The sequence below is a fragment of the Streptomyces sp. NBC_01723 genome (assembly GCF_036246005.1).
In the GTDB taxonomy this organism is placed as follows: domain Bacteria; phylum Actinomycetota; class Actinomycetes; order Streptomycetales; family Streptomycetaceae; genus Streptomyces.
The window spans coordinates 7,582,517-7,601,460 of record NZ_CP109171.1 but is presented as its reverse complement, the minus strand read 5'-3'; the positions used below and the strand labels follow the sequence as shown (position 1 = coordinate 7,601,460).

Genomic DNA, 18,944 nt, shown 5'->3' with positions numbered 1-18,944 from the left:
CGATCACCCCTCTCCTCGCAGGGCCAGCCCCGCCTCGCGCAGCAACCGGAGCTTGCCGGGCTTGGGCGGGCCGGGAAGTACGTCGTGATCCGCGTCGGCGATCGCCCGCAGGGCGGCCCTGCCCCCCGCCACGAACCCCGCGAGCAGCAGACGCAGCCTGCCGTGGACGCTGCCGACCAGAGGGGCGCCCTCGTCCAGCAGGTCGTGGGCGCGCCGGGCCTCGTAGGCGAGCAGGGCGCGCACCGACGCGTTGGCGGTGGGCGCGGCGAGGTCCGCCTCCTGGACGTGGAAGCGCTTCATGTCCTCGGCGGGCAGGTAGATCCGGTCCCGGCCGAGGTCCTCGGCGACGTCCTGGAGGTGCTCGACGATCTGCAGGGCGGTGCAGACGGCGTCGGAGCGGCGGATCCGCTCGGGCGTCGCGGTGCCGGTGACGGCGAGGACGAGGTGGCCGACCGGGTTGGCGGACAGCTCGCAGTAGGCGAGGAGGTCGTCGTAGGTCTCGTACCGCCGTACGAGCTGGTCCTGACGGTTGGCGGCGATCAGGCCGAGGAAGGGTGCGGGGGTCAGCGAGCGGCGGCGGACGGTGGGCCGCAGGCGGCGCAGCAGCGGGTGGCGGGGGGTGCCGTCGAAGACCCGGTGCAGGTCCTCCTCGAAGGCGTCCAGCATCAGCACGCGGTCGTCTGCGCGGTCGTCGGGGACGCCGAGGAGACGGGCGTCGGCGCCGCCCGGCGCGAGGTCGCCGTCGCCGATGTCGTCGACGAGACGGGCGAAGCCGTACACGGCCATGAGGTCGGTGCGCCAGTCGCGCGGCAGGAAGAAGGGGGCCACGGGGAAGTTCTCGTCGGCGGCCTTGGCCAGGGTGCCGCGCTCCGCGTCGACGGCGCACGCTTCGGGGAGCCGGGGAGTTTCCGTAGCCATTGCCGTCACATCTCCCGTTCTACACTGCCGCACCAATACACACTATTTCGGACACGCCGCCCGGCCGCCCGCGGGCAGGCCCGGTGGAGGGTGTCGGGCATTATCGCCCCATGTGCCGCGATTCAGGACCGGTCCAGCTTACGTTGTACAACTCACGGACTTCCCGCGGGGTGCTCGGCGCATCACAACAACACACCGATTCACATCAAGATTCCTGAGAACACCAGGAGTTGACGGTTCCTTTGCACGCGCGTGGGCCCCGCCGGAAGACGGCGGGGCCCCGGCGTGTCGGCCTACTTGCCCGTGAACTTCTCGTACTCCTTGAGCACCTCGTCCGTCGGGCCGTCCATGCGCAGTTCGCCGCGCTCCAGCCACAGGACGCGGTTGCAGGTGTCGCGGATGGACTTGTTGTTGTGGCTGACCAGGAAGACGGTGCCCGCCTCCTTCTTCAACTCCCGGATGCGCTCCTCGGAGCGGGTCTGGAACTTGCGGTCGCCGGTGGCCAGCGCCTCGTCGATCATCAGGACGTCGTGGTCCTTGGCGGCGGCGATGGAGAAGCGCAGCCGGGCGGACATGCCGGACGAGTAGGTGCGCATCGGCAGGGTGATGAAATCGCCCTTCTCGTTGATCCCGGAGAAGTCGACGATGTCCTGGTAGCGCTCCTTGATCTGCTCGCGGGTCATGCCCATGGCCAGGCCACCGAGGATGACGTTCCGCTCGCCGGTCAGGTCGTTCATCAGGGCCGCGTTCACGCCGAGCAGCGAGGGCTGGCCGTCCGTGTAGACCTTGCCGCGCTCGGCGGGCAGCAGGCCGGCGATGGCCCGCAGCAGCGTCGACTTGCCGGAGCCGTTGGAACCGATGAGGCCGATGGCCTCGCCGCGGTAGGCGGTGAAGGAGACGCCCCGCACGGCGTGCACCTTGCGCACGCCCCGCTCCTCGCCGCGCTTGATGATCCTGCTCAGGGCGGCGGTCGCGCTGCCCTTGCCGGTCTTGGCGCCGTTGACCCGGTAGACGATGTGCAGCTCGTCCGCGATGACCGTCGGCACCCGCTCGCCCTGCTGCTGCTCAGCCACGGCCGTACCTCTCCTCCGCCTTCCAGAAGTACACGAAGCCGCCCACGGCGAGGACCACGGCCCAGCCGAGCCCGACCGCCCAGACGTGCGGCGGCAGGTTCTCGGAGCCGTACCCGTCGATGAGCGCGAAGCGCATCAGGTCCATGTAGATCGCGGCCGGGTTCCACTGGAGGACGTCCGAGATCCAGGACGGGTGCTCCTCCAGCATGATCGGGATGGAGAACATGACGCCCGAGGCGTACATCCAGGTCCGCATGATGAACGGCATCAGCTGGGCGAGGTCCGGGGTCTTGGCCCCCATGCGCGCCACGATCAGCGCCAGGCCCACGTTGAAGAGGAACTGCAGGACGAGCGTCGGCACCACCAGCAGCCAGGACAGCTTCGGGTAGCTGCCGAACCCGATCACCACGGCGAACATCACGATCATCGAGGCCAGCAGCTGCTGGAGCTGCTGGAGCGCGAACGAGATCGGCAGCGAGGCGCGCGGGAAGTGCAGCGCGCGCACCAGGCCGAGGTTGCCGGAGATCGCGCGGACGCCCGCCATGGCCGAGGACTGGGTGAAGGTGAAGACGAACACACCCGTCACCAGGAACGGGATGTACACGTCCTTCGGCATGCCCTTGCCCGCGTTCAGGATCAGGCCGAAGATCAGGAAGTAGACGAGCGCGTTGAGCAGCGGGGTGGCCACCTGCCACAGCTGGCCGAGCTTGGCCTGGCTGTACTGGGCGGTCAGCTTCGCCTGGGAGAAGGCGAGGATGAAGTGCCGCCGGCCCCAGAGCTGACGGACGTACTCCACGAGGGACGGCCGGGCACCGCTCACGGACAGCCCGTACTTGGCGGCGAGCCGGGCCGGTGGGAGGCCCTCGTCGGGCGCCACGGGCTTGGTCATGGCGACCGTGCCGTCGTGCGTTGTCTCACTCACTGGTGGATACTTTCGTCTTCGGAATGCTCGGCCGCGCGGGCCTGGCACGGACCTGTTGGCCCCGGTCGGGGCCGGAACGCTCTCGGGTACGAGCTTGTCAGATCACCGGAGGGCGGCCCAGCCGGGTCAGGCGCCACACCGTACGCCACCGCATGGGCCGGCGGGGACCGCACGGGGTCGCCCAGCCCTCCCGGAAACCGCCGAACCAGGCCTTCAGCGCAGGTCGCGAGGGGCGGCGCAGCAGGGTGAGCAGCATCCAGACGCCCAGGTACACCGGGACCAGGAGCGCGGGCAGGTTGCGACGGGCGAGCCAGACGCGATTGCGGGCGACCATGCGGTGGTAGACCGCGTGCCGGGAGGGAGCGGTCGTGGGGTGGTTGAGCACCATGTCCGACCGGTAGTCGATCATCCAGCCCGCGTCGAGCGCCCGCCAGGCCAGGTCGGTCTCCTCGTGGGCGTAGAAGAACGCGTCCGGGAGGCCGCCGACCTGGGTGAGGACGCGGGTGCGCACGGCGTTGGCGCCGCCGAGGAAGGTGGTCACCCGGGAGGAGCGCATCGGGTCCGAGGCGCGCAGCCGGGGGACGTGCCGCCGCTGGGTCTCGCCGGTGTCCGGGTCGGCGATGCGGAAGCTGATGATGCCCAGCTCGTCGTCGGCCGCGAACGCCTCGCGGCACAGCTCGGCGGTGTCGGTGCGGGCGAGCAGACCGTCGTCGTCGAGGAAGAGCAGGACGTCGACGTCGCTCCCGCCCGGTCCGAAGGCCTCGATGCCGACGTTGCGGCCGCCGGGGATGCCCAGGTTCTCGGGCAGCTCGACGGTGCGCACGCCGTCCGGCACCTCCGGGACGGGCGAGCCGTTGCCGACGACGACGACCTGGACCGGGTCGCCGTCCTGCTTGGCGACCGAGTCGATCAGGGCCCGCAGCTCCTCGGGACGGTTGCCCATCGTGATGATGACGGCGCCGACCTTCATGGGCGCGCTCACTTCAGCCTGCTGGAGGCGAGGATGGACACCAGGTGCAGCAGGGTCTGCAGCAGCGCGATGCCGGCGAGTACGGCGGTGCCGAGGCGGGTGAAGAAGAGGTCGCCGCGGCTCTCGTCGACGATCGCGAGGACGAGGATCAGCAGGGACGCCTCGATGCCGAGGATCAGCCGGTGGAACTTGAGCGCCCCGGCGGCCCGGCGGGCCAGCGCCATGCCGGAGGAGCGCGGCTCGGAGGCGGCCTCCGCCACCGGCGCCTTGCCGGTCTGGTGCCGGGCCACGCCGACGAGGTCGGTCTCGGCCTTGATCAGGATGGCGCCGAGCGCGGCCAGGGTGCCGAGGAAGGCCCACAGCCAGTCGATCCGCCCGGTGCCGAACACGTCGGCGGCGCGCAGACCGAGGCCGACCAGGACCGCGGCGTCGGTCAGGTAGGCGCCGACCCGGTCCAGGTAGACACCGGCGAGCGAGTACTGCTTGCGCCAGCGGGCGATCTCGCCGTCGACGCAGTCCAGCAGCAGGTAGAGCTGGACGGCGACGACGCCGAGCACGGCGCCCGTGATCCCCGGCACCAGCAGGGCCGGGGCCGCGAGCACGCCGCAGACGGTCATCAGGTACGTGAGCTGGTTGGGCGTGATCCTGGTGTTCACCAGGTAGCGGTCGATCCGCAGCGAGACCTCGCGCATGTAGAGGCGTCCCGCCCAGTGCTCACCGCTGCGCCGGTCCTTGACCCCCGCGGGATGGACGACCGGACGTAGTTCAGCTACCGATGGCCTTGACATAGTCGGCGTACAGGTCCTTGATCTGGTCGGTTTTCAGGTCGAGGTGCTCGAGGATCGTGTAGCGGCCGGGCCGGGTCTGGGGGGCGTACTCCACGGCCCGGAAGAACTCCTGGGGTGTGAAGCCGATCTCCTCCGGCAGTACCGGCAGCCCGTGCCGGCGCAGCACCTCGGCCATGTGGGCGGACTCCTCGTGGGCACCGCGCAGGTACATCGCGAAGGCCGCGCCCAGTCCGCACTGCTCGCCGTGGGCGGCCGCGCGGGTGGGGAAGAGCAGGTCGAGGGCGTGGTTGATCTCGTGGCAGGCGCCCGAGGACGGCCGCGAGTCGCCCGACACCGACATGGCGATGCCGCTGAGCACCAGCGCCTCGGCCAGCACCTGGAGGAACTCGTTGTCCCCGATGCCGCCCGGGTGCCGGAGCACGGCCTCGCCCGCCTGGCGGGCCATGGCGGCGGCCAGGCCGTCGATCCGCTCGCCCTTGACCCGGTTCGCCAGCTCCCAGTCCGCGATCGCGGAGACGTTGGAGACGGCGTCACCGATGCCGGCGCGCACGAAGCGGGCCGGGGCCGCGCGGATGACGTCCAGGTCGATGACGACCGCGATCGGGTTCGGCACGCCGTAGGAGCCGCGGCCCGCGTCGTTGTCCAGGGTGGCGACCGGCGAGCACAGACCGTCGTGCGCGAGGTTCGTGGGCACGGCGACCAGCGGGAGGCCGATGCGCGCCGCGGCGAACTTGGCACAGTCGATGATCTTGCCGCCGCCGAGGCCCACGACCGCGTCGTAGTGGCCGCCCTTCATGGCGCCGGCCAGGTTGATCGCGTCGTCCAGGGTGCCGCCGCCGACCTCGAACCAGTCGGCGCCGGGCAGGGAAGGAGTGACGCGCTCACGCAGCCGGGCGCCGGAACCGCCGCTGACGGCGACGGCGAGCTTGCCCGAGTGGGAGATGCGCTCGTCGGCGAGCACGGCTCCCAGGTCGTCGAGGGCACCCGCGCGGATGTCCACGACGACCGGCGACGGGATGAGCCTCGTCAGTACTGGCACGCGATCTCCCGGCCCTTGGCGAGGTCGTCGTGGTTGTCGATCTCGACCCACTTGAGGTCGCCGATCGGCGCCACGTCGATCTTGAAGCCGCGGTTGACCAGCTCCTGGTAGCCGTCCTCGTAGTACAGCTGCGGGTCGCGCTCGAAGGTGGTCTTCAGCGCGTCGGCCAGGTCGGCGGCGGCATCGCCCTCGATGAGGGTGACGCCGATGTACTCGCCGGTCGCCTCCGCCGGGTCCATCAGCTTGGTGATGCGCTGGACGCCCTTGTCGGGGTCGACGACGACCTTCATCTCCTCCTCGGCGAGGTTCTTCACCGTGTCGAGGGCGAGGATGATCTTCTTGCCGTCGCCGCGGGCGGCGAGCAGGGTCTTCTCGACGGAGACCGGGTGCACGGTGTCGCCGTTGGCGAGGATCACGCCGTCCTTGAGGGCGTCACGGCCGCACCACAGGGAGTAGGCGTTGTTCCACTCCTCGGCCTTGTCGTTGTCGATGAGGGTGAGCTTGACGCCGTACTTCTGCTCCAGCGCCTCCTTGCGGTCGTACACGGCTTCCTTGCGGTAGCCGACGATGATCCCGACCTCGGTCAGGCCGACCTCGGCGAAGTTCGCCAGCGTCAGGTCCAGCACCGTGATGCTGTCCTCCGCACCCTCGGGGCCGACCGGGACCAGTGCCTTGGGCAGGGTGTCGGTGTAGGGGCGCAGACGGCGTCCGGCGCCGGCCGCCAGCACGAGGCCGATCATGCGGGTTCTCCTTCGTCGTGTACGGCGGGTGCGCCGACCTTGTGGGCGGCGACCCAGAAGCGGATGCTCTCCACGAGCACCACGAGTGCCACGGCCACGGCGAGGACCGTGAGCGCGACCTTGAACTGTGTGGCGGTGAGCAGCACGGCCAGCGCGGTGATCACCAGCGTGCGGCCCTCGTGCCCCCCGGTCGTCCGCACCAGCCACTGCGGCGGCGCGCCCGCGTCGCCACGGATGCGGTAGACCGTGTCGTAGTGATGGTAGGCGACCGCGGCCACCAGCCCGAAAGCCGCCGGAAGCGCCCCGTTCACGTCGGCTTTCGCCGCCAGTGCCAGGACGGTGCCGTACTCGGCGGCCCGGAAGAACGGCGGGACGAGCCAGTCGAGGGCGCCCTTGAGGGGGCGGGCGACGGCCAGGGCGGAGGTCAGCACGTAGACGATCGCGCCGAGGAGCGGCCAGGGGCCGCCGAAGTCGGTGAAGACGGCCGTCGCGACGACGGCGAGGCCGCCGAGCAGGGCGAGCGCGGGGGCGGCGAAGCCGGGGAGCCGGCGGGCGGTCTTCGCGAGGCCCTTGGCTCCGGCCTCGGCGAGCGGGCCGGAGTCCGCGAGGTCGGCCAGCGCCTTCGCGGCCCGGTCGGTCCGTGTCGCCTTCCTGGTCAGCGAGCGCAGGACCCGGCCCGCCGTGGTGTACGTCGCGGCGAAGGCGCAGCCGATCAGCAGCGCGTAGAAGGTGATCCGGGGGGTGGTGACCGCGGTCAGGACGGCGATCATGGCCCAGCGCTCGCCGATGGGCAGGACGATCATGCGGCGGAGCCAGACCGTCCAGCCGACGCTGTCGAGCCGGTCGGAGAGGGCGGCGGTGGGGCTGGTGTTGGCGGCGGCGTCGTGGTTGGCCTCGTTGAACGAGAAGTCGACGACGTGCCGGCAGGTCTGGAGGACCATCGCGCCGAGCGCGAGGGCCCACACGTCGTCGCCGCCGCGGGCGGCTCCGAGGGCGAGGCCCGCGTAGTAGGCGTACTCCTTGGCGCGGTCGAAGGTGGCGTCCAGCCAGGCGCCGAGCGTGGAGTACTGCAGGGAGTAGCGGGCGAGCTGCCCGTCGGTGCAGTCGAGGACGAAGGACGCGATCAGCAGGACGCCGGCGGCGACGAAGCCGCCGCGGGTGCCGGTGGCCGCGCAGCCGGCCGCTATCAGCGCGGTGAGCAGTGAGGCGGTGGTGACCTGGTTGGGGGTCAGTCCGCGCCGGGCGCACCAGCGGGCGATGTAGCGGGAGTAGGGGCTGATGGCGAAGGTGGTGACGAAGCCGTCGCGGGCCTTGACCGCCGACTTCAGGCGTACGGCCTCGTCGTCGACGGCGGCGACCGCCTGCCGGGCCTCGTTGCGGGCCTGCGGGTCGCCGGGGACGGCGGCGACGAGGCTGCCCAGTTCGGGGCGGTGCACGGTGGCGCCGTCGGCGTCGAGGGCGGCGGTGATCCGGTCGGCGAGGTTGTCGACGGCGAGGGCCGTGCCGCCGCCCGCGGAGTTCTCGCGGGCCATCGCCCGGGTCAGCGCCTGGCGTCCGTCGGGGCGGGCGGTCACCGCGCCCGGGACGGCGGCCAGCGGGAAGCGCGGGTCGGTGAGGCCGAGGCGCAGGGCGTGCGGGTGGCCCACGAAGCGGGCGTCGACGACGGCGACCCGTTCCGCGGCCGGGACGCGGGCCAGCAGCGTCTCGGTGTCGGCGGCGCCGGAGGCGTGCTGCACGTCGAAGCCCAGGGACCGCAGTTCGCTCTCGATCGACGAACCGGGGACCGGCTGACCGGTGAGGATGGCGGTCGGCAACCGAACTCACTCCCTGGTGCCCGGTGCCTGGAACGCCGGGCCTGTGCATGGTGGGACGCCCGTGCCGGTGGCACCCGGGCGGCGTGTCGGCAGAGGCTATCGGATGCCGGGAACGCCGTGTTCACCGCCCGTTTCACAGTCGGTCGGCGCCGCTTGCACCCGCCTTTGCCGCGATCATCATCGTGGATCCGGGGGCCCGCTCACAAACCGCACACCCAGACCGGGCATCACGGACATCGCTCAGTGTCCGCGAGTGCTCGCGGAGGGTCAGGCCGGCACGCGCGCCGGCCGTTCGGCCAACTGGCGCAGACGGCGCTCCCGAGCGTCGCCCGCCCTCTGACCTGCATAACGTTTGCGCAGGTCAGGGCACATGACAACGGTGTTCAGTGCCGCGTTGCCGGATACCCCCTACCCGTAGTTGACTGTCCTCCGGAGGCCGGACGACGACAGATCAGGGAGGCGGCTTTCCCATGGGGGCAGGGCACGCGCACGGGGCGCCGGCCGGCGCGACGGCGACGGCCGCGTACCGCGGCAGGCTGCGGGTGGCGCTGGGGATCACCCTCACCGTCATGGTCGTCGAGATCGTCGGCGGGGTGCTGGCCGACTCGCTGGCCCTGATCGCCGACGCGGCGCACATGGCGACGGACGCCCTGGGCCTGGGCATGGCGCTGCTGGCCGTGCACTTCGCGAACCGGCCGGCCAGTGACCGGCGCACCTTCGGCTACGCCCGCGCCGAGATCCTCGCCGCCCTGGCCAACTGCGTGCTGCTGCTCGGCGTGGGCGGGTACGTGCTGTACGAGGCGATCGAGCGGTTCGTCACACCCGCCGGCACCCAGGGCGGACTGACCGTCGTCTTCGGCGCGATCGGCCTGGTGGCGAACCTGGTGTCGCTGTCGCTGCTGATGCGCGGCCAGAAGGACAGCCTCAACGTGCGCGGCGCCTTCCTGGAGGTGGCGGCCGACGCGCTGGGGTCCCTCGCGGTGATCGTCTCGGCGCTGGTGATCCTGGCCACGGGCTGGCAGCCGGCCGACCCGATCGCGTCGCTGCTGATCGGTCTGATGATCGTGCCGCGCACGCTGCGGCTGCTGCGCGAGACCCTGGACGTGCTCCTGGAGGCGGCCCCCAAGGGCGTGGACATCGGCGAGGTGCGCGCCCACATACTGGCGCTGGACGGCGTCGAGGACGTGCACGACCTGCACGCCTGGACGATCACCTCGGGCCTGCCGGTGCTGTCGGCGCACGTGGTGGTGAGCGGCGAGACGCTCAGCGCGATCGGCCACGAGAAGATACTGCACGAGTTGCAGGGGTGCCTCGGCGACCACTTCGACGTGGAGCACTGCACCTTCCAGCTGGAACCCGGCGGGCACGCCGAGCACGAGGCGCGCCTGTGCCACTGAGGGCACCGCACTGAGAGTCCTGGGGGCGCGAGCGCGCGGAAACGCGCCGCCCAGGGCCCCGGTCCGCCGTGCGGTCGCTCCCGGTGACCCGTGCCACCCGCCGTGGTCACGCAGCGGAGGTTCCCGGACGGCGCTGCCGGGCACGATCACCCGTCGAGCCCCCTCCCGCGGCGGCGCGTGGGACATGCGGGTACGCCGGTAAGTCCCGGGAGTGCCGGATTCGTACGGCACACTTGGGGCGCGAGGACCGATGTGAAGGATGGGTATGCCGATCACTCCTGCCACCGCGACGCACAGTTCGTCGAACGGCACCGCAGACGCGATTTTGCTGGAACTGGTCGACGAGAACGGCGTGACGATCGGCACCGCGGAGAAGCTCTCCGCGCACCAGCCACCTGGGCAGCTGCACCGCGCCTTCTCCGTGTTCCTCTTCGACGAGCGGGGCCGGCTGCTGATCCAGCAGCGCGCGCTCGGCAAGTACCACTCCCCCGGTGTGTGGTCCAACACGTGCTGCGGTCACCCCTATCCGGGAGAGGCGCCGTTCGCGGCGGCGGCCCGGCGGACGTACGAGGAGCTGGGCGTCTCGCCGTCCCTGCTCGCGGAGGCCGGCACGGTGCGCTACAACCACCCCGACCCCGCCTCCGGGCTGGTCGAGCAGGAGTACAACCACCTCTTCGTCGGCCTGGTCCAGGCGGAGCTGCGGCCCGACCCCGAGGAGGTCGCCGAGACGGCCTTCGTCTCGCCGGCCGAGCTGTCCGAGCGGCACGGACGGGACACCTTCTCGGCGTGGTTCATGACCGTGCTGGACGCCGCCCGCCCGGCCGTCCGCGAGCTGACGGGCCCGTCGGCCGGCTGGTGAGCCCTACGGCAGGGGGTGCTTGAGCGGCAGCGCGGCCCAGATCACCTTGCCGCCGGTCGTCGTGTGGACCACGTCGCAGGCTCCGCCCGACTCCCGGGTCAGCTCGCGGACCAGCAGCAGCCCGCGCCCGCCCGTCCGCCCGTGGTCGGTCTCCAGGGCGGTCGGGCGGTAGGGGTGGTCGTCCTCCACGGCGACCCGCACCCAGTCGGGCCCGACGGCGACCTCGACGGCGAGCACCGGGGACAGCACCGCCGCGTGCCGGACCGCGTTCGTGACCAGCTCCGAGACGATCAGCAGCAGCGCCTGGGTCACGTCGTCGGAGACCGGCACGCCCTGGCGCACCAGAAGGTCCCGCACGGCGTGCCGGGCCTGCGGCACGGAGGCGTCCACCGCGGGGGCGGTGAACCGCCAGACCCCTTCGTACGGCAGCGGCCCGGCGGGCCCGGTCTCGTCCATCGTCCGGTCGCCACCCTTGGGCTCGATAGTCACCACACCCCTGAGTGTTGGTAACGCGTCGCTCCGCATCGGAGGACTGAACGCAAGTCAGCAGGTATCGAGCGGTTCTGACCGCCTGCGGAAGACACGGTCGCTCCTGGGACCGTTCCTGTCCCCAGTTGCCCGCCTGCTCGGACCGGGAGAGTCGCCGGATAGCATCCGGCCCATGGAGCCGCAGCTGCTGCACGGGGTCGCCGACTCGGTCGCCACCGTCGTCGTCCACCACCCGGCCAAGCGCAACGCCATGACGGCCGCGATGTGGCGCGCGCTGCCGCCGCTGCTGGACGACTTGGCCGCGGATCCGGCGGTACGGGTGCTGGTGCTCACCGGTGAGGGCGGGACGTTCTGCGCGGGCGCCGACATCTCGACGCTGCGGGAGTCGCCGGAGCGGGCGCAGCGGCTGGCGGTGCTCGCCGAGGAGGCGCTCGCCGCGTTCCCCAAGCCGACGCTCGCGGCGGTCCGCGGTCACTGCGTCGGCGGCGGGGCCCAGTTGGCGGCCGCCTGCGACCTGCGCTTCGCCGAGGAGTCGGCGCTGTTCGGGGTGACCCCGGCCAAGCTCGGCGTGGTGTATCCGGCGTCCGCGACCCGGCGGCTGGTCGCGCTGACGGGTCCGGCGGCCGCGAAGTACCTGCTGTTCAGCGGGGAGTTGATCGACGCGGCGCGGGCCCTGCGCACCGGCCTGGTCGACGAGGTGCTGCCGGAGGGCGAGCTGGACAAGCGGGTCGCGGAGTTCACCCGCGTTCTGGCGTCCCGCTCGCTGCTGACGCAGGCCGCGGCGAAGGAGTTCGCGAACGGGCGCACGGACCGGGACGCCCACTGGGCCGAGCAGGCACGCGGCAGCGGCGACACCGCCGAGGGGGTCGCCGCCTTCCTGGAGCGCCGGCCGCCGCGGTTCGGCTGGAACGGGCCTACGTCAGGGTGAACCGGCTCCGGCCGCGGAACTCCTCGACGAGGTGCGCGGGCGCCTTCTGCGGCGACCCGGCGTCGTAGGGCGGCTGGGGGTCGTACTCGGTCAGCAGCTGGACCGCGCGCGCGTGGTCGTCGCCGGCGATCCGGCCGAGCAGCGTCAGGCCCATGTCGATGCCGGAGGAGACGCCGGCCGCGGTGACGTACTTGCCGTCGGTGACCACCCGCTCCCCGGTCGCCTCGGCACCGAAGCGGCCGAGGTGGTCCAGGGCCAGCCAGTGCGAGGTGGCGCGGCGTCCGCGCAGCAGCCCGGCGGCGGCCAGCAGCAGGGAGCCGGTGCACACGGACGTGGTCCAGGTGCTGGTGGCGTCGGCGGTGCGCAGCCAGTCCAGGAGGGTCTCGTTCTCCATCTGCGGGGTCTGCCCGGGGCCGCCGGGGACGACGACGATATCGGGGCTCGGTACGTCGGCCAGGGTGCGGTCGGCGGTCAGCGCGAGGGTGCCGGTGTCGGTGCGGACGGGGCCGGTCCGTTCGGCGACGAAGACGGTCTCCGCGTCGGGGAGGCGGCCCAGGGTCTCGTACGGGCCCACGGCGTCCAGGGCGGTGAAGCGGTCGAAGAGGACGATGGCGATCTGCACGGGGTTCCTTTCGCGGTCGGTCGGCGGGTGCCGGGGCGCGCGGGTGGGCCTCAGCGGGCCGGCGCGGGACGGAAACGGCGGCGGTACTCCGCCGGGGAGGTGCCGAGTGCCTTGACGAAGGCACGGCGCATGGCCTCGGGGGTGCCGTAGCCGCTGGCCCGGGAGACCTGCTCGACTCCGTCGCCGGTGTCCTCCAGGAGCCGGCGGGCGTGTTCCAGCCGGATGCGGTCGACGTAGCGGCCGGGCGTCGTACCGGTCTCCGCCCGGAAGGCGCGGGCGAAGTGGCGCGGCGAGAGGCCGGCCCGGGCGGCGAGGGTCTCCACGCCCAGATCGGAGCCGGGGTGTTCGGTGATCCACTGCTGGAGTTCCCGCAGCGGCTCCCGGCGCGCGGTCTGGGCGGCGAGCTGGGCGCTGAACTGGGCCTGGTTGCCGGGGCGGCGCAGGAACACCACCAGGTGGCGGGCGATGGTCAGGGCGGTGTCCCGGCCCAGGTCCTCCTCCACCAGGGCGAGGGCGAGGTCGATGCCGGAGGTGACGCCGGCGGACGTGGCGACGTGGCCGTCGCGGACGTAGATCGGGTCGGGGTCGACCTGCACCGCCGGGTGCTCGCGGGCGAGCCGGTCGCAGTAGGCCCAGTGGGTGGTGGCGCGGCGGCCGTCCAGGAGGCCCGCCCCGGCGAGCAGGGCCGCCCCGGTGCAGACGGAGACCAGGCGCCGGACGTGCGGTCCGTGTGCGCGCAGCCAGTCGGTCAGGCGGGGGTCGGGACTCCGGGTGCCCTGCCCGCCCGGCACGACCAGGGTGTCCGGGTCCGGCACGTCGGCGAGCGACCGGTCCGGTACGACGGTCAGACCGCTGGACGTGCGCACGGGGGCGCCGTCCAGTGAGGCGGTGCTGATGCGGTACGTCCCCGGGGTGTGCCGCTCGGCGCCCGCGAAGACCTCCACGGGGCCGGTGACATCGAGGCTCTGGACCTGGTCGAAGAGGACGACGAGGACGGTTCGCTGCGCCATGCCCCGATTCTTCGCCCACCCCGGCGATGGCCGCAATGACGAGCATCCCACCTTTCCTGCCATGCGCGCTCACCCGTGGAGAACGTACTGAGCGGTTGGTAACGTGCGTGGCATGACAACTGCCGCCGTCGACACCCGCGCCGCACGCCGCTGCCACAACACGCTCAACTCGCTGCACTCGACGCACTACTTCTCGCCCGACACGGGCCGGGAACTGGCCGCCCTCGGGGTCACCGACCCACGGGCCGTCAACTTCGCGGTGCGCGCCGCCGCGCTGGGCGCGGCCGGGGCCGGCGCGGTGACGGCCGCCTTCTACAACTACAAGTACGAGCTGGTCGCCCGGCACGTGCCCGCCGTCTGGGAGAAGGTCACGCCGGAGCAGGCCCTGGCGGCCCGCTCGCGTGCCGTCGACGCGACCCTGCGCCGCCTGCTGGGCGAGCCGGTCCTGGCCTCGGCGGAGATGGCGGAGGCGGCCGAGTTGGCCCTGCGTGCCGCCGAGGGCTGCTCGCGCGGCGGCCGTCCGCTCTACTCGGCGCACGCGGACCTGCCGGTGCCCGACGCGCCGCACCTGGCGTTCTGGCACGCGGCGACCCTGCTGCGCGAGTACCGGGGCGACGGCCACCTCGCCGCGCTGCTGGCCGCGGACCTGGACGGTCTGGAGGCGCTGGTGACGCACACCGCGACCGGCCGCGGCATGGCCCCGAAGTGGGTCCTGTCCACCCGGGGCTGGACCCAGGAGGAGTGGGACGCGGCGAGGGAACGGCTGCGCGGGCGCGGGCTGATCGACGACGCCGGCGAGCTGACCGAACGGGGAGCGGAGCTGCGCGACGAGATCGAGCGGGAGACGGACCGGCTCGACACCGCGCCCTACGCGCACCTGGGCGCGGAGGGCGTGGCACGTCTGACGGAACTCGCAACGCCCTTCGCGCGCGCGGCACTCGGCGCGGGTGCCTACCCCGCGGATCTCTTCGGCAAGGGCTGAGGACACGCCCGGGCACGCGCACAGGCATGGCGGGCGGGTTCGGAGGTACCCGTTGGCTCCCGGCCACCGGGCCGGGAGACGAAAGGGGCTTCTCGTGTTCCGTGCCATCGCAGACGTGCTGCGCCAGATCGGTGGCGCAGTCGCCACCGTGGTGACGCTTCCCTTCCGGGCCGTGGCCCGGCTCTTCGGCGGGGCGTCGTCCTCCGCCCGCGGCCGCAAGGCCTGATCCACCGCCCGGTGTGGGGGCGGTTCCGACCGGCCGGGACGGCGCCCTGATCCCCGATTGTCGGTGCCACCTGCCACAATTGCCGCGCAACCTCAGTGAGAAGGCGGTACGGGATCGTGACGACACCCGGGTCCAGCGGGCCCATGGCAGTAGGGTCCATCGAGAGCAGGATCGCCGAGGAGCTCGGCGTACGGGAGCGGCAGGTGAAGGCCGCGGTGGAGCTGCTCGACGGCGGCTCGACGGTGCCCTTCATCGCCCGCTACCGCAAGGAAGCGACCGAGATGCTCGACGATGCGCAGTTGCGCACGCTCGAGGAGCGGCTGCGCTATCTGCGGGAGCTGGAGGAGCGGCGGACCGCGATCCTCGACTCGGTGCGCGAGCAGGGCAAGCTCACCGAGGAGCTGGAGGCGCGCATCCGCACGGCGGAGACCAAGGCCCGCCTGGAGGACGTCTACCTGCCGTTCAAGCCGAAGCGGCGCACCAAGGCGCAGATCGCGCGGGAGGCGGGTCTGGAGCCGCTGGCCGAGGGCCTGCTGGGTGACCCGACCGTCGACCCGCACGCCGCGGCGGGCGCGTTCGTCGACGCCGGCAAGGGCGTGGCGGACACCCAGGCCGCCCTCGACGGCGCCCGGTCGATCCTCACCGAGAAGTTCTCGGAGGACGCCGACCTGATCGGTGAGCTGCGCGAGCGGATGTGGGGGCGCGGACGGCTCGCCGCCAAGGTCAAGGACGGCAAGGAGGAGGCCGGCGCCAAGTTCGCCGACTACTTCGACTTCGCCGAGCCGTTCACCGCGCTGCCCTCGCACCGGGTCCTCGCCATGCTGCGCGGCGAGAAGGAGGACGTGCTCGACCTCGTCCTGGAACCCGAGGAGGCCTCCGACGGGCCGTCGTCGTACGAGGGCATCGTCGCGAGCCGGTTCGGGATCGCCGACCGCGGCCGGCCCGCCGACAAGTGGCTCTCCGACACCGTCCGCTGGGCCTGGCGCACGCGCATCCTGGTGCACCTCGGCATCGACCTCAGGCTGCGGCTGCGCACGGCCGCCGAGGACGAGGCGGTGAACGTCTTCGCGGCGAACCTGCGCGACCTGCTGCTGGCCGCCCCGGCGGGCACCCGCGCGACGCTGGGCCTGGACCCCGGCTTCCGTACGGGGGTGAAGGTCGCCGTGGTCGACGCCACCGGCAAGGTCGTCGCCACCGACGTGATCCACCCGCACGTCCCCGCCAACCGGTGGGACGAGGCGATCGCCAAGCTGGCCCGGCTCGCCAAGGAGCACTCCGTCGACCTGGTCGCCATCGGCAACGGCACGGCGTCCCGCGAGACCGACAAGCTCGCCGGAGAGCTGATCACCAAGCACCCCGAGCTGAAGCTCACCAAGGTGATGGTGTCCGAGGCCGGAGCCTCCGTGTACTCGGCCTCCGCCTTCGCCTCGCAGGAGCTGCCGGACATGGACGTCTCGCTGCGCGGCGCCGTGTCGATCGCCCGGCGGCTCCAGGACCCGCTGGCCGAGCTGGTGAAGATCGACCCGAAGTCCATCGGCGTCGGCCAGTACCAGCACGACCTGTCCGAGGTGAAGCTGTCACGCTCCCTGGACGCGGTGGTCGAGGACTGTGTGAACGGCGTGGGCGTGGACGTGAACACGGCGTCCGCCCCGCTGCTCTCCCGCGTCTCCGGCATCACCTCCGGCCTCGCCGAGAACATCGTCTCGCACCGCGACGCGAACGGTCCGTTCACCTCCCGGACCGAGCTGAAGAAGGTCTCGCGGCTCGGGCCCAAGGCGTACGAGCAGTGTGCGGGCTTCCTGCGGATCCGCGGCGGCAGCGACCCGCTGGACGCGTCCAGCGTGCACCCCGAGGCGTACCCGGTGGTGCGCCGGATGGTGAAGACCGCCGGGCAGGAGGTGGCCGGCCTGGTCGGCAACACGTCGGTGCTGCGGTCGCTGAGGCCGGCCGACTTCGTGGACGAGACGTTCGGTCTGCCGACGGTCACCGACATCCTTCGGGAGCTGGAGAAGCCGGGGCGCGACCCGCGGCCCGCCTTCAAGACGGCCACCTTCAAGGAGGGCGTGGAGAAGCTGTCCGACCTGTCGTCCGGAATGGTGCTGGAGGGCGTCGTCACCAACGTCGCCGCGTTCGGGGCGTTCGTGGACGTCGGTGTGCACCAGGACGGGCTGGTGCACGTGTCCGCGATGTCGAAGACGTTCGTGAAGGACCCGCGGGACGTGGCCAAGCCCGGCGACATCGTCAAGGTCAAGGTGCTGGACGTCGACATTCCGCGCAAGCGGATCTCGTTGACGATGCGGCTCGACGACGAGGCCGCCCCGCAGGGCGAGCAGAAGAAGGAGCGCGGGGGCAGCAGGCCGCCCAGGCAGCGGCAGCAGCGGCAGGGCTCCGGTGGTGGCGGTGGAAAGGGTCGATCCTCGGCCGCGCCCGCTCCGTCCAACGGGGCGATGGCCGACGCGCTGCGGCGGGCCGGGCTGGCGTAGGCCCCCGGCGTGGTGGCGGGGGCGGGCCGCTCAGGCCGACGTCTCCGTCACCTTGCCGTCCGCCACCTCCAGGCGGCGCGTCACCCGTACCGCGTCCAGCATGCGGCGGTCGTGGGTGATCAGCAGGAGCGTGCCCTCGTAGGCGTCGAGGGCCGACTCCAGCTGCTCGATGGCCGGCAGGTCGAGGTGGTTGGTCGGCTCGTCCAGGACCAGCAGGTTGACGCCCCGGCCCTGGAGCAGGGCGAGGGCCGCCCTGGTGCGCTCGCCGGGTGAGAGGGTCGACGCGGCGCGCATGACGTGGTCCGCCTTGAGGCCGAACTTGGCCAGGAGGGTGCGGATGTCCGCCGGTTCGGTTTCGGGGACGCCGGTGCGGAAGGCGTCCAGCAGGGTCTCGGGCCCGTGGAAGAGCTCGCGGGCCTGGTCGACCTCGCCCAGCAGAACGCCGGAGCCGAGCGCCGCGTGTCCGGCGTCGAGCGGGACCCGGCCCAGGAGGGCACCGAGCAGCGTGGACTTGCCCGCGCCGTTCGCCCCGGTCACCGCCACCCGGTCCGCCCAGTCGACCTGGAGGGAGACGGGGCCGAGGACGAACCCGCCGCGCCGTACCTCGGCGTCGCGCAGGGTGGCCACGACCGCGCCCGAGCGGGGCGCCGAGGCGATCTCCATGCGCAGGTCCCACTCCTTGCGCGGCTCCTCCACGACCTCCAGGCGTTCGATCATGCGCTGGGTCTGGCGGGCCTTGGCGGCCTGCTTCTCGCTGGCCTCGCTGCGGAACTTGCGGCCGATCTTGTCGTTGTCGTTGCCCGCCTTGCGCCGGGCGTTCTTGACGCCCTTGTCCATCCAGGAGCGCTGCGTCTGGGCCCGGTCCTGGAGGGCGCCCCGCTTGTCGGCGTACTCCTCGTACTCGTCGCGGGCGTGCCGCCGGGCCACGTCCCGCTCCTCCAGGTACGCCTCGTAGCCGCCGCCGTAGAGGTTGATCTGCCGCTGGGCCAGGTCGAGTTCGAGGACCTTGGTGACGGTGCGGGTGAGGAACTCGCGGTCGTGGCTGACGACGACGGTGCCCGCGCGCAGGCCGGTGACGAAGCGTTCGAGGCGCTCCAGGCCGTCCAGGTCGAGGTCGTTGGTCGGCTCGTCGAGCAGGAAGACGTCGTAGCGGGACAGGAGGAGGGAGGCGAGGCCGGCCCGGGCCGCCTGGCCGCCGGACAGCGAGGTCATCGGCTGGTCGAGGCCGACCGTGAGGCCCAGCGCGTCGGCGGTTTCCTCGGCGCGCTCGTCGAGGTCGGCGCCGCCGAGGGAGAGCCAGCGCTCCAGGCTGGTCGCGTAGGCGTCGTCGGCGCCGGGGGCTCCGTCGACCAGGGCCTGGGTGGCCTCGTCCATGGCGCGCTGGGCCTCGGTGACGCCCGTACGGCGGGACAGGAAGCCCCGGACGGTCTCACCGGGGCGGCGCTCCGGCTCCTGCGGGAGGTGACCGACGGTGGCGGTCGGCGGGGACAGGCGCAGTTCGCCCTGTTCCGGCGCGGTCAGCCCGGCGAGCATCCGCAGGAGGGTGGACTTGCCCGCGCCGTTGGCCCCGACGAGGCCGATCACGTCGCCGGGTGCGACGACGAGGTCGAGCCCGGTGAACAGGGAGCGGTCGCCGTGGCCGGCGGCGAGGTTCTTGGCGACGAGGGTGGCAGTCATCAGGCCC

At 72.4% G+C, this 18,944-nt stretch carries 18 protein-coding genes; 6 read left to right on the top strand and 12 right to left on the bottom strand.

Annotated features, from left to right (window positions below):
• Window positions 1-3: 3 nt before the first annotated feature.
• From hpnC to OIE75_RS35545, 8 genes are all read right to left on the bottom strand, one after another.
• Window positions 4-918 (bottom strand): squalene synthase HpnC, encoded by a 915-nt coding sequence (gene hpnC, locus OIE75_RS35580; RefSeq protein ID WP_307016377.1) that lies wholly within the window; start codon window positions 916-918, stop codon window positions 4-6.
• A 293-nt stretch (window positions 919-1,211) separates the two neighbouring features.
• Complete coding sequence (locus OIE75_RS35575) at window positions 1,212-1,991, bottom strand: ABC transporter ATP-binding protein (protein WP_161331127.1); 780 nt, start codon at window positions 1,989-1,991, stop codon at window positions 1,212-1,214.
• The gene (locus OIE75_RS35570; protein ID WP_307016373.1) at window positions 1,984-2,913 is read right to left on the bottom strand and encodes an ABC transporter permease; all 930 of its coding nucleotides are present in this window, start codon (window positions 2,911-2,913) and stop codon (window positions 1,984-1,986) included. The genes OIE75_RS35575 and OIE75_RS35570 overlap by 8 nt, the downstream gene beginning before the upstream one ends.
• A gap of 97 nt (window positions 2,914-3,010) precedes the next feature.
• Window positions 3,011-3,883, bottom strand: a complete 873-nt coding sequence (locus OIE75_RS35565) for a glycosyltransferase family 2 protein (RefSeq protein ID WP_122620669.1) — start codon at window positions 3,881-3,883, stop codon at window positions 3,011-3,013.
• An 8-nt stretch (window positions 3,884-3,891) separates the two neighbouring features.
• Complete coding sequence (locus OIE75_RS35560) at window positions 3,892-4,671, bottom strand: CDP-alcohol phosphatidyltransferase family protein (RefSeq protein WP_307016371.1); 780 nt, start codon at window positions 4,669-4,671, stop codon at window positions 3,892-3,894.
• Window positions 4,649-5,710 carry an iron-containing alcohol dehydrogenase family protein gene (locus OIE75_RS35555; RefSeq protein WP_234956957.1) on the bottom strand — a complete coding sequence of 354 codons (1,062 nt, stop codon included), beginning with the start codon at window positions 5,708-5,710 and terminating at the stop codon, window positions 4,649-4,651. The genes OIE75_RS35560 and OIE75_RS35555 overlap by 23 nt, the downstream gene beginning before the upstream one ends.
• A complete protein-coding gene (locus OIE75_RS35550; protein WP_307016369.1) occupies window positions 5,698-6,450 on the bottom strand; it encodes a phosphocholine cytidylyltransferase family protein in 753 nt (250 codons plus the stop codon). Before OIE75_RS35550 ends, OIE75_RS35555 begins: the two co-directional genes overlap by 13 nt.
• Complete coding sequence (locus OIE75_RS35545; protein WP_307016367.1) at window positions 6,447-8,264, bottom strand: DUF5941 domain-containing protein; 1,818 nt, start codon at window positions 8,262-8,264, stop codon at window positions 6,447-6,449. Before OIE75_RS35545 ends, OIE75_RS35550 begins: the two co-directional genes overlap by 4 nt.
• A gap of 470 nt (window positions 8,265-8,734) precedes the next feature.
• Between OIE75_RS35545 and OIE75_RS35540 the strand changes: the two genes are divergently transcribed.
• Together OIE75_RS35540 and idi are read left to right on the top strand one after the other, a co-directional pair.
• On the top strand, window positions 8,735-9,661 hold the full coding sequence (locus tag OIE75_RS35540; RefSeq protein ID WP_329473392.1) for a cation diffusion facilitator family transporter: 927 nt from the start codon (window positions 8,735-8,737) through the stop codon (window positions 9,659-9,661).
• A 265-nt stretch (window positions 9,662-9,926) separates the two neighbouring features.
• Entirely contained in the window at window positions 9,927-10,520 is a 594-nt protein-coding gene (gene idi / locus OIE75_RS35535) for an isopentenyl-diphosphate Delta-isomerase (protein WP_329473391.1), read from the top strand.
• Between the two features lie 3 nt (window positions 10,521-10,523).
• Here idi and OIE75_RS35530 read toward each other — a convergent pair whose 3' ends face one another.
• Window positions 10,524-10,976 (bottom strand): ATP-binding protein, encoded by a 453-nt coding sequence (locus OIE75_RS35530; RefSeq protein ID WP_329474127.1) that lies wholly within the window; start codon window positions 10,974-10,976, stop codon window positions 10,524-10,526.
• 205 nt (window positions 10,977-11,181) lie between these two features.
• Here OIE75_RS35530 and OIE75_RS35525 point away from each other — a divergent pair, with 205 nt between their 5' ends.
• On the top strand, window positions 11,182-11,937 hold the full coding sequence (locus OIE75_RS35525) for an enoyl-CoA hydratase/isomerase family protein (protein WP_329473390.1): 756 nt from the start codon (window positions 11,182-11,184) through the stop codon (window positions 11,935-11,937).
• Here the strand turns inward: OIE75_RS35525 and OIE75_RS35520 are convergent.
• The gene (locus tag OIE75_RS35520; RefSeq protein ID WP_307016358.1) at window positions 11,924-12,559 is read right to left on the bottom strand and encodes a DJ-1/PfpI family protein; all 636 of its coding nucleotides are present in this window, start codon (window positions 12,557-12,559) and stop codon (window positions 11,924-11,926) included. The genes OIE75_RS35525 and OIE75_RS35520 overlap by 14 nt on opposite strands.
• Before the next feature lie 50 nt (window positions 12,560-12,609).
• The gene (locus OIE75_RS35515) at window positions 12,610-13,569 is read right to left on the bottom strand and encodes a GlxA family transcriptional regulator (protein ID WP_307016356.1); all 960 of its coding nucleotides are present in this window, start codon (window positions 13,567-13,569) and stop codon (window positions 12,610-12,612) included.
• A 112-nt stretch (window positions 13,570-13,681) separates the two neighbouring features.
• Here OIE75_RS35515 and OIE75_RS35510 point away from each other — a divergent pair, with 112 nt between their 5' ends.
• The 3 genes from OIE75_RS35510 to OIE75_RS35500 all read left to right on the top strand — a co-directional run bounded on the left by OIE75_RS35510 (window position 13,682) and on the right by OIE75_RS35500 (window position 17,260).
• Window positions 13,682-14,551, top strand: a complete 870-nt coding sequence (locus tag OIE75_RS35510) for an SCO6745 family protein (RefSeq protein ID WP_307016354.1) — start codon at window positions 13,682-13,684, stop codon at window positions 14,549-14,551.
• 94 nt (window positions 14,552-14,645) lie between these two features.
• Window positions 14,646-14,777, top strand: a complete 132-nt coding sequence (locus tag OIE75_RS35505; protein WP_307016352.1) for an LPFR motif small protein — start codon at window positions 14,646-14,648, stop codon at window positions 14,775-14,777.
• Between the two features lie 143 nt (window positions 14,778-14,920).
• Window positions 14,921-17,260, top strand: coding sequence for a Tex family protein (locus tag OIE75_RS35500; protein ID WP_307016350.1), 2,340 nt, complete (start codon window positions 14,921-14,923; stop codon window positions 17,258-17,260).
• Window positions 17,261-17,290: 30 nt separating this feature from the next.
• Here OIE75_RS35500 and OIE75_RS35495 read toward each other — a convergent pair whose 3' ends face one another.
• Window positions 17,291-18,937 carry an ABC-F family ATP-binding cassette domain-containing protein gene (locus OIE75_RS35495; protein ID WP_329473389.1) on the bottom strand — a complete coding sequence of 549 codons (1,647 nt, stop codon included), beginning with the start codon at window positions 18,935-18,937 and terminating at the stop codon, window positions 17,291-17,293.
• Window positions 18,938-18,944 lie beyond the last annotated feature (7 nt).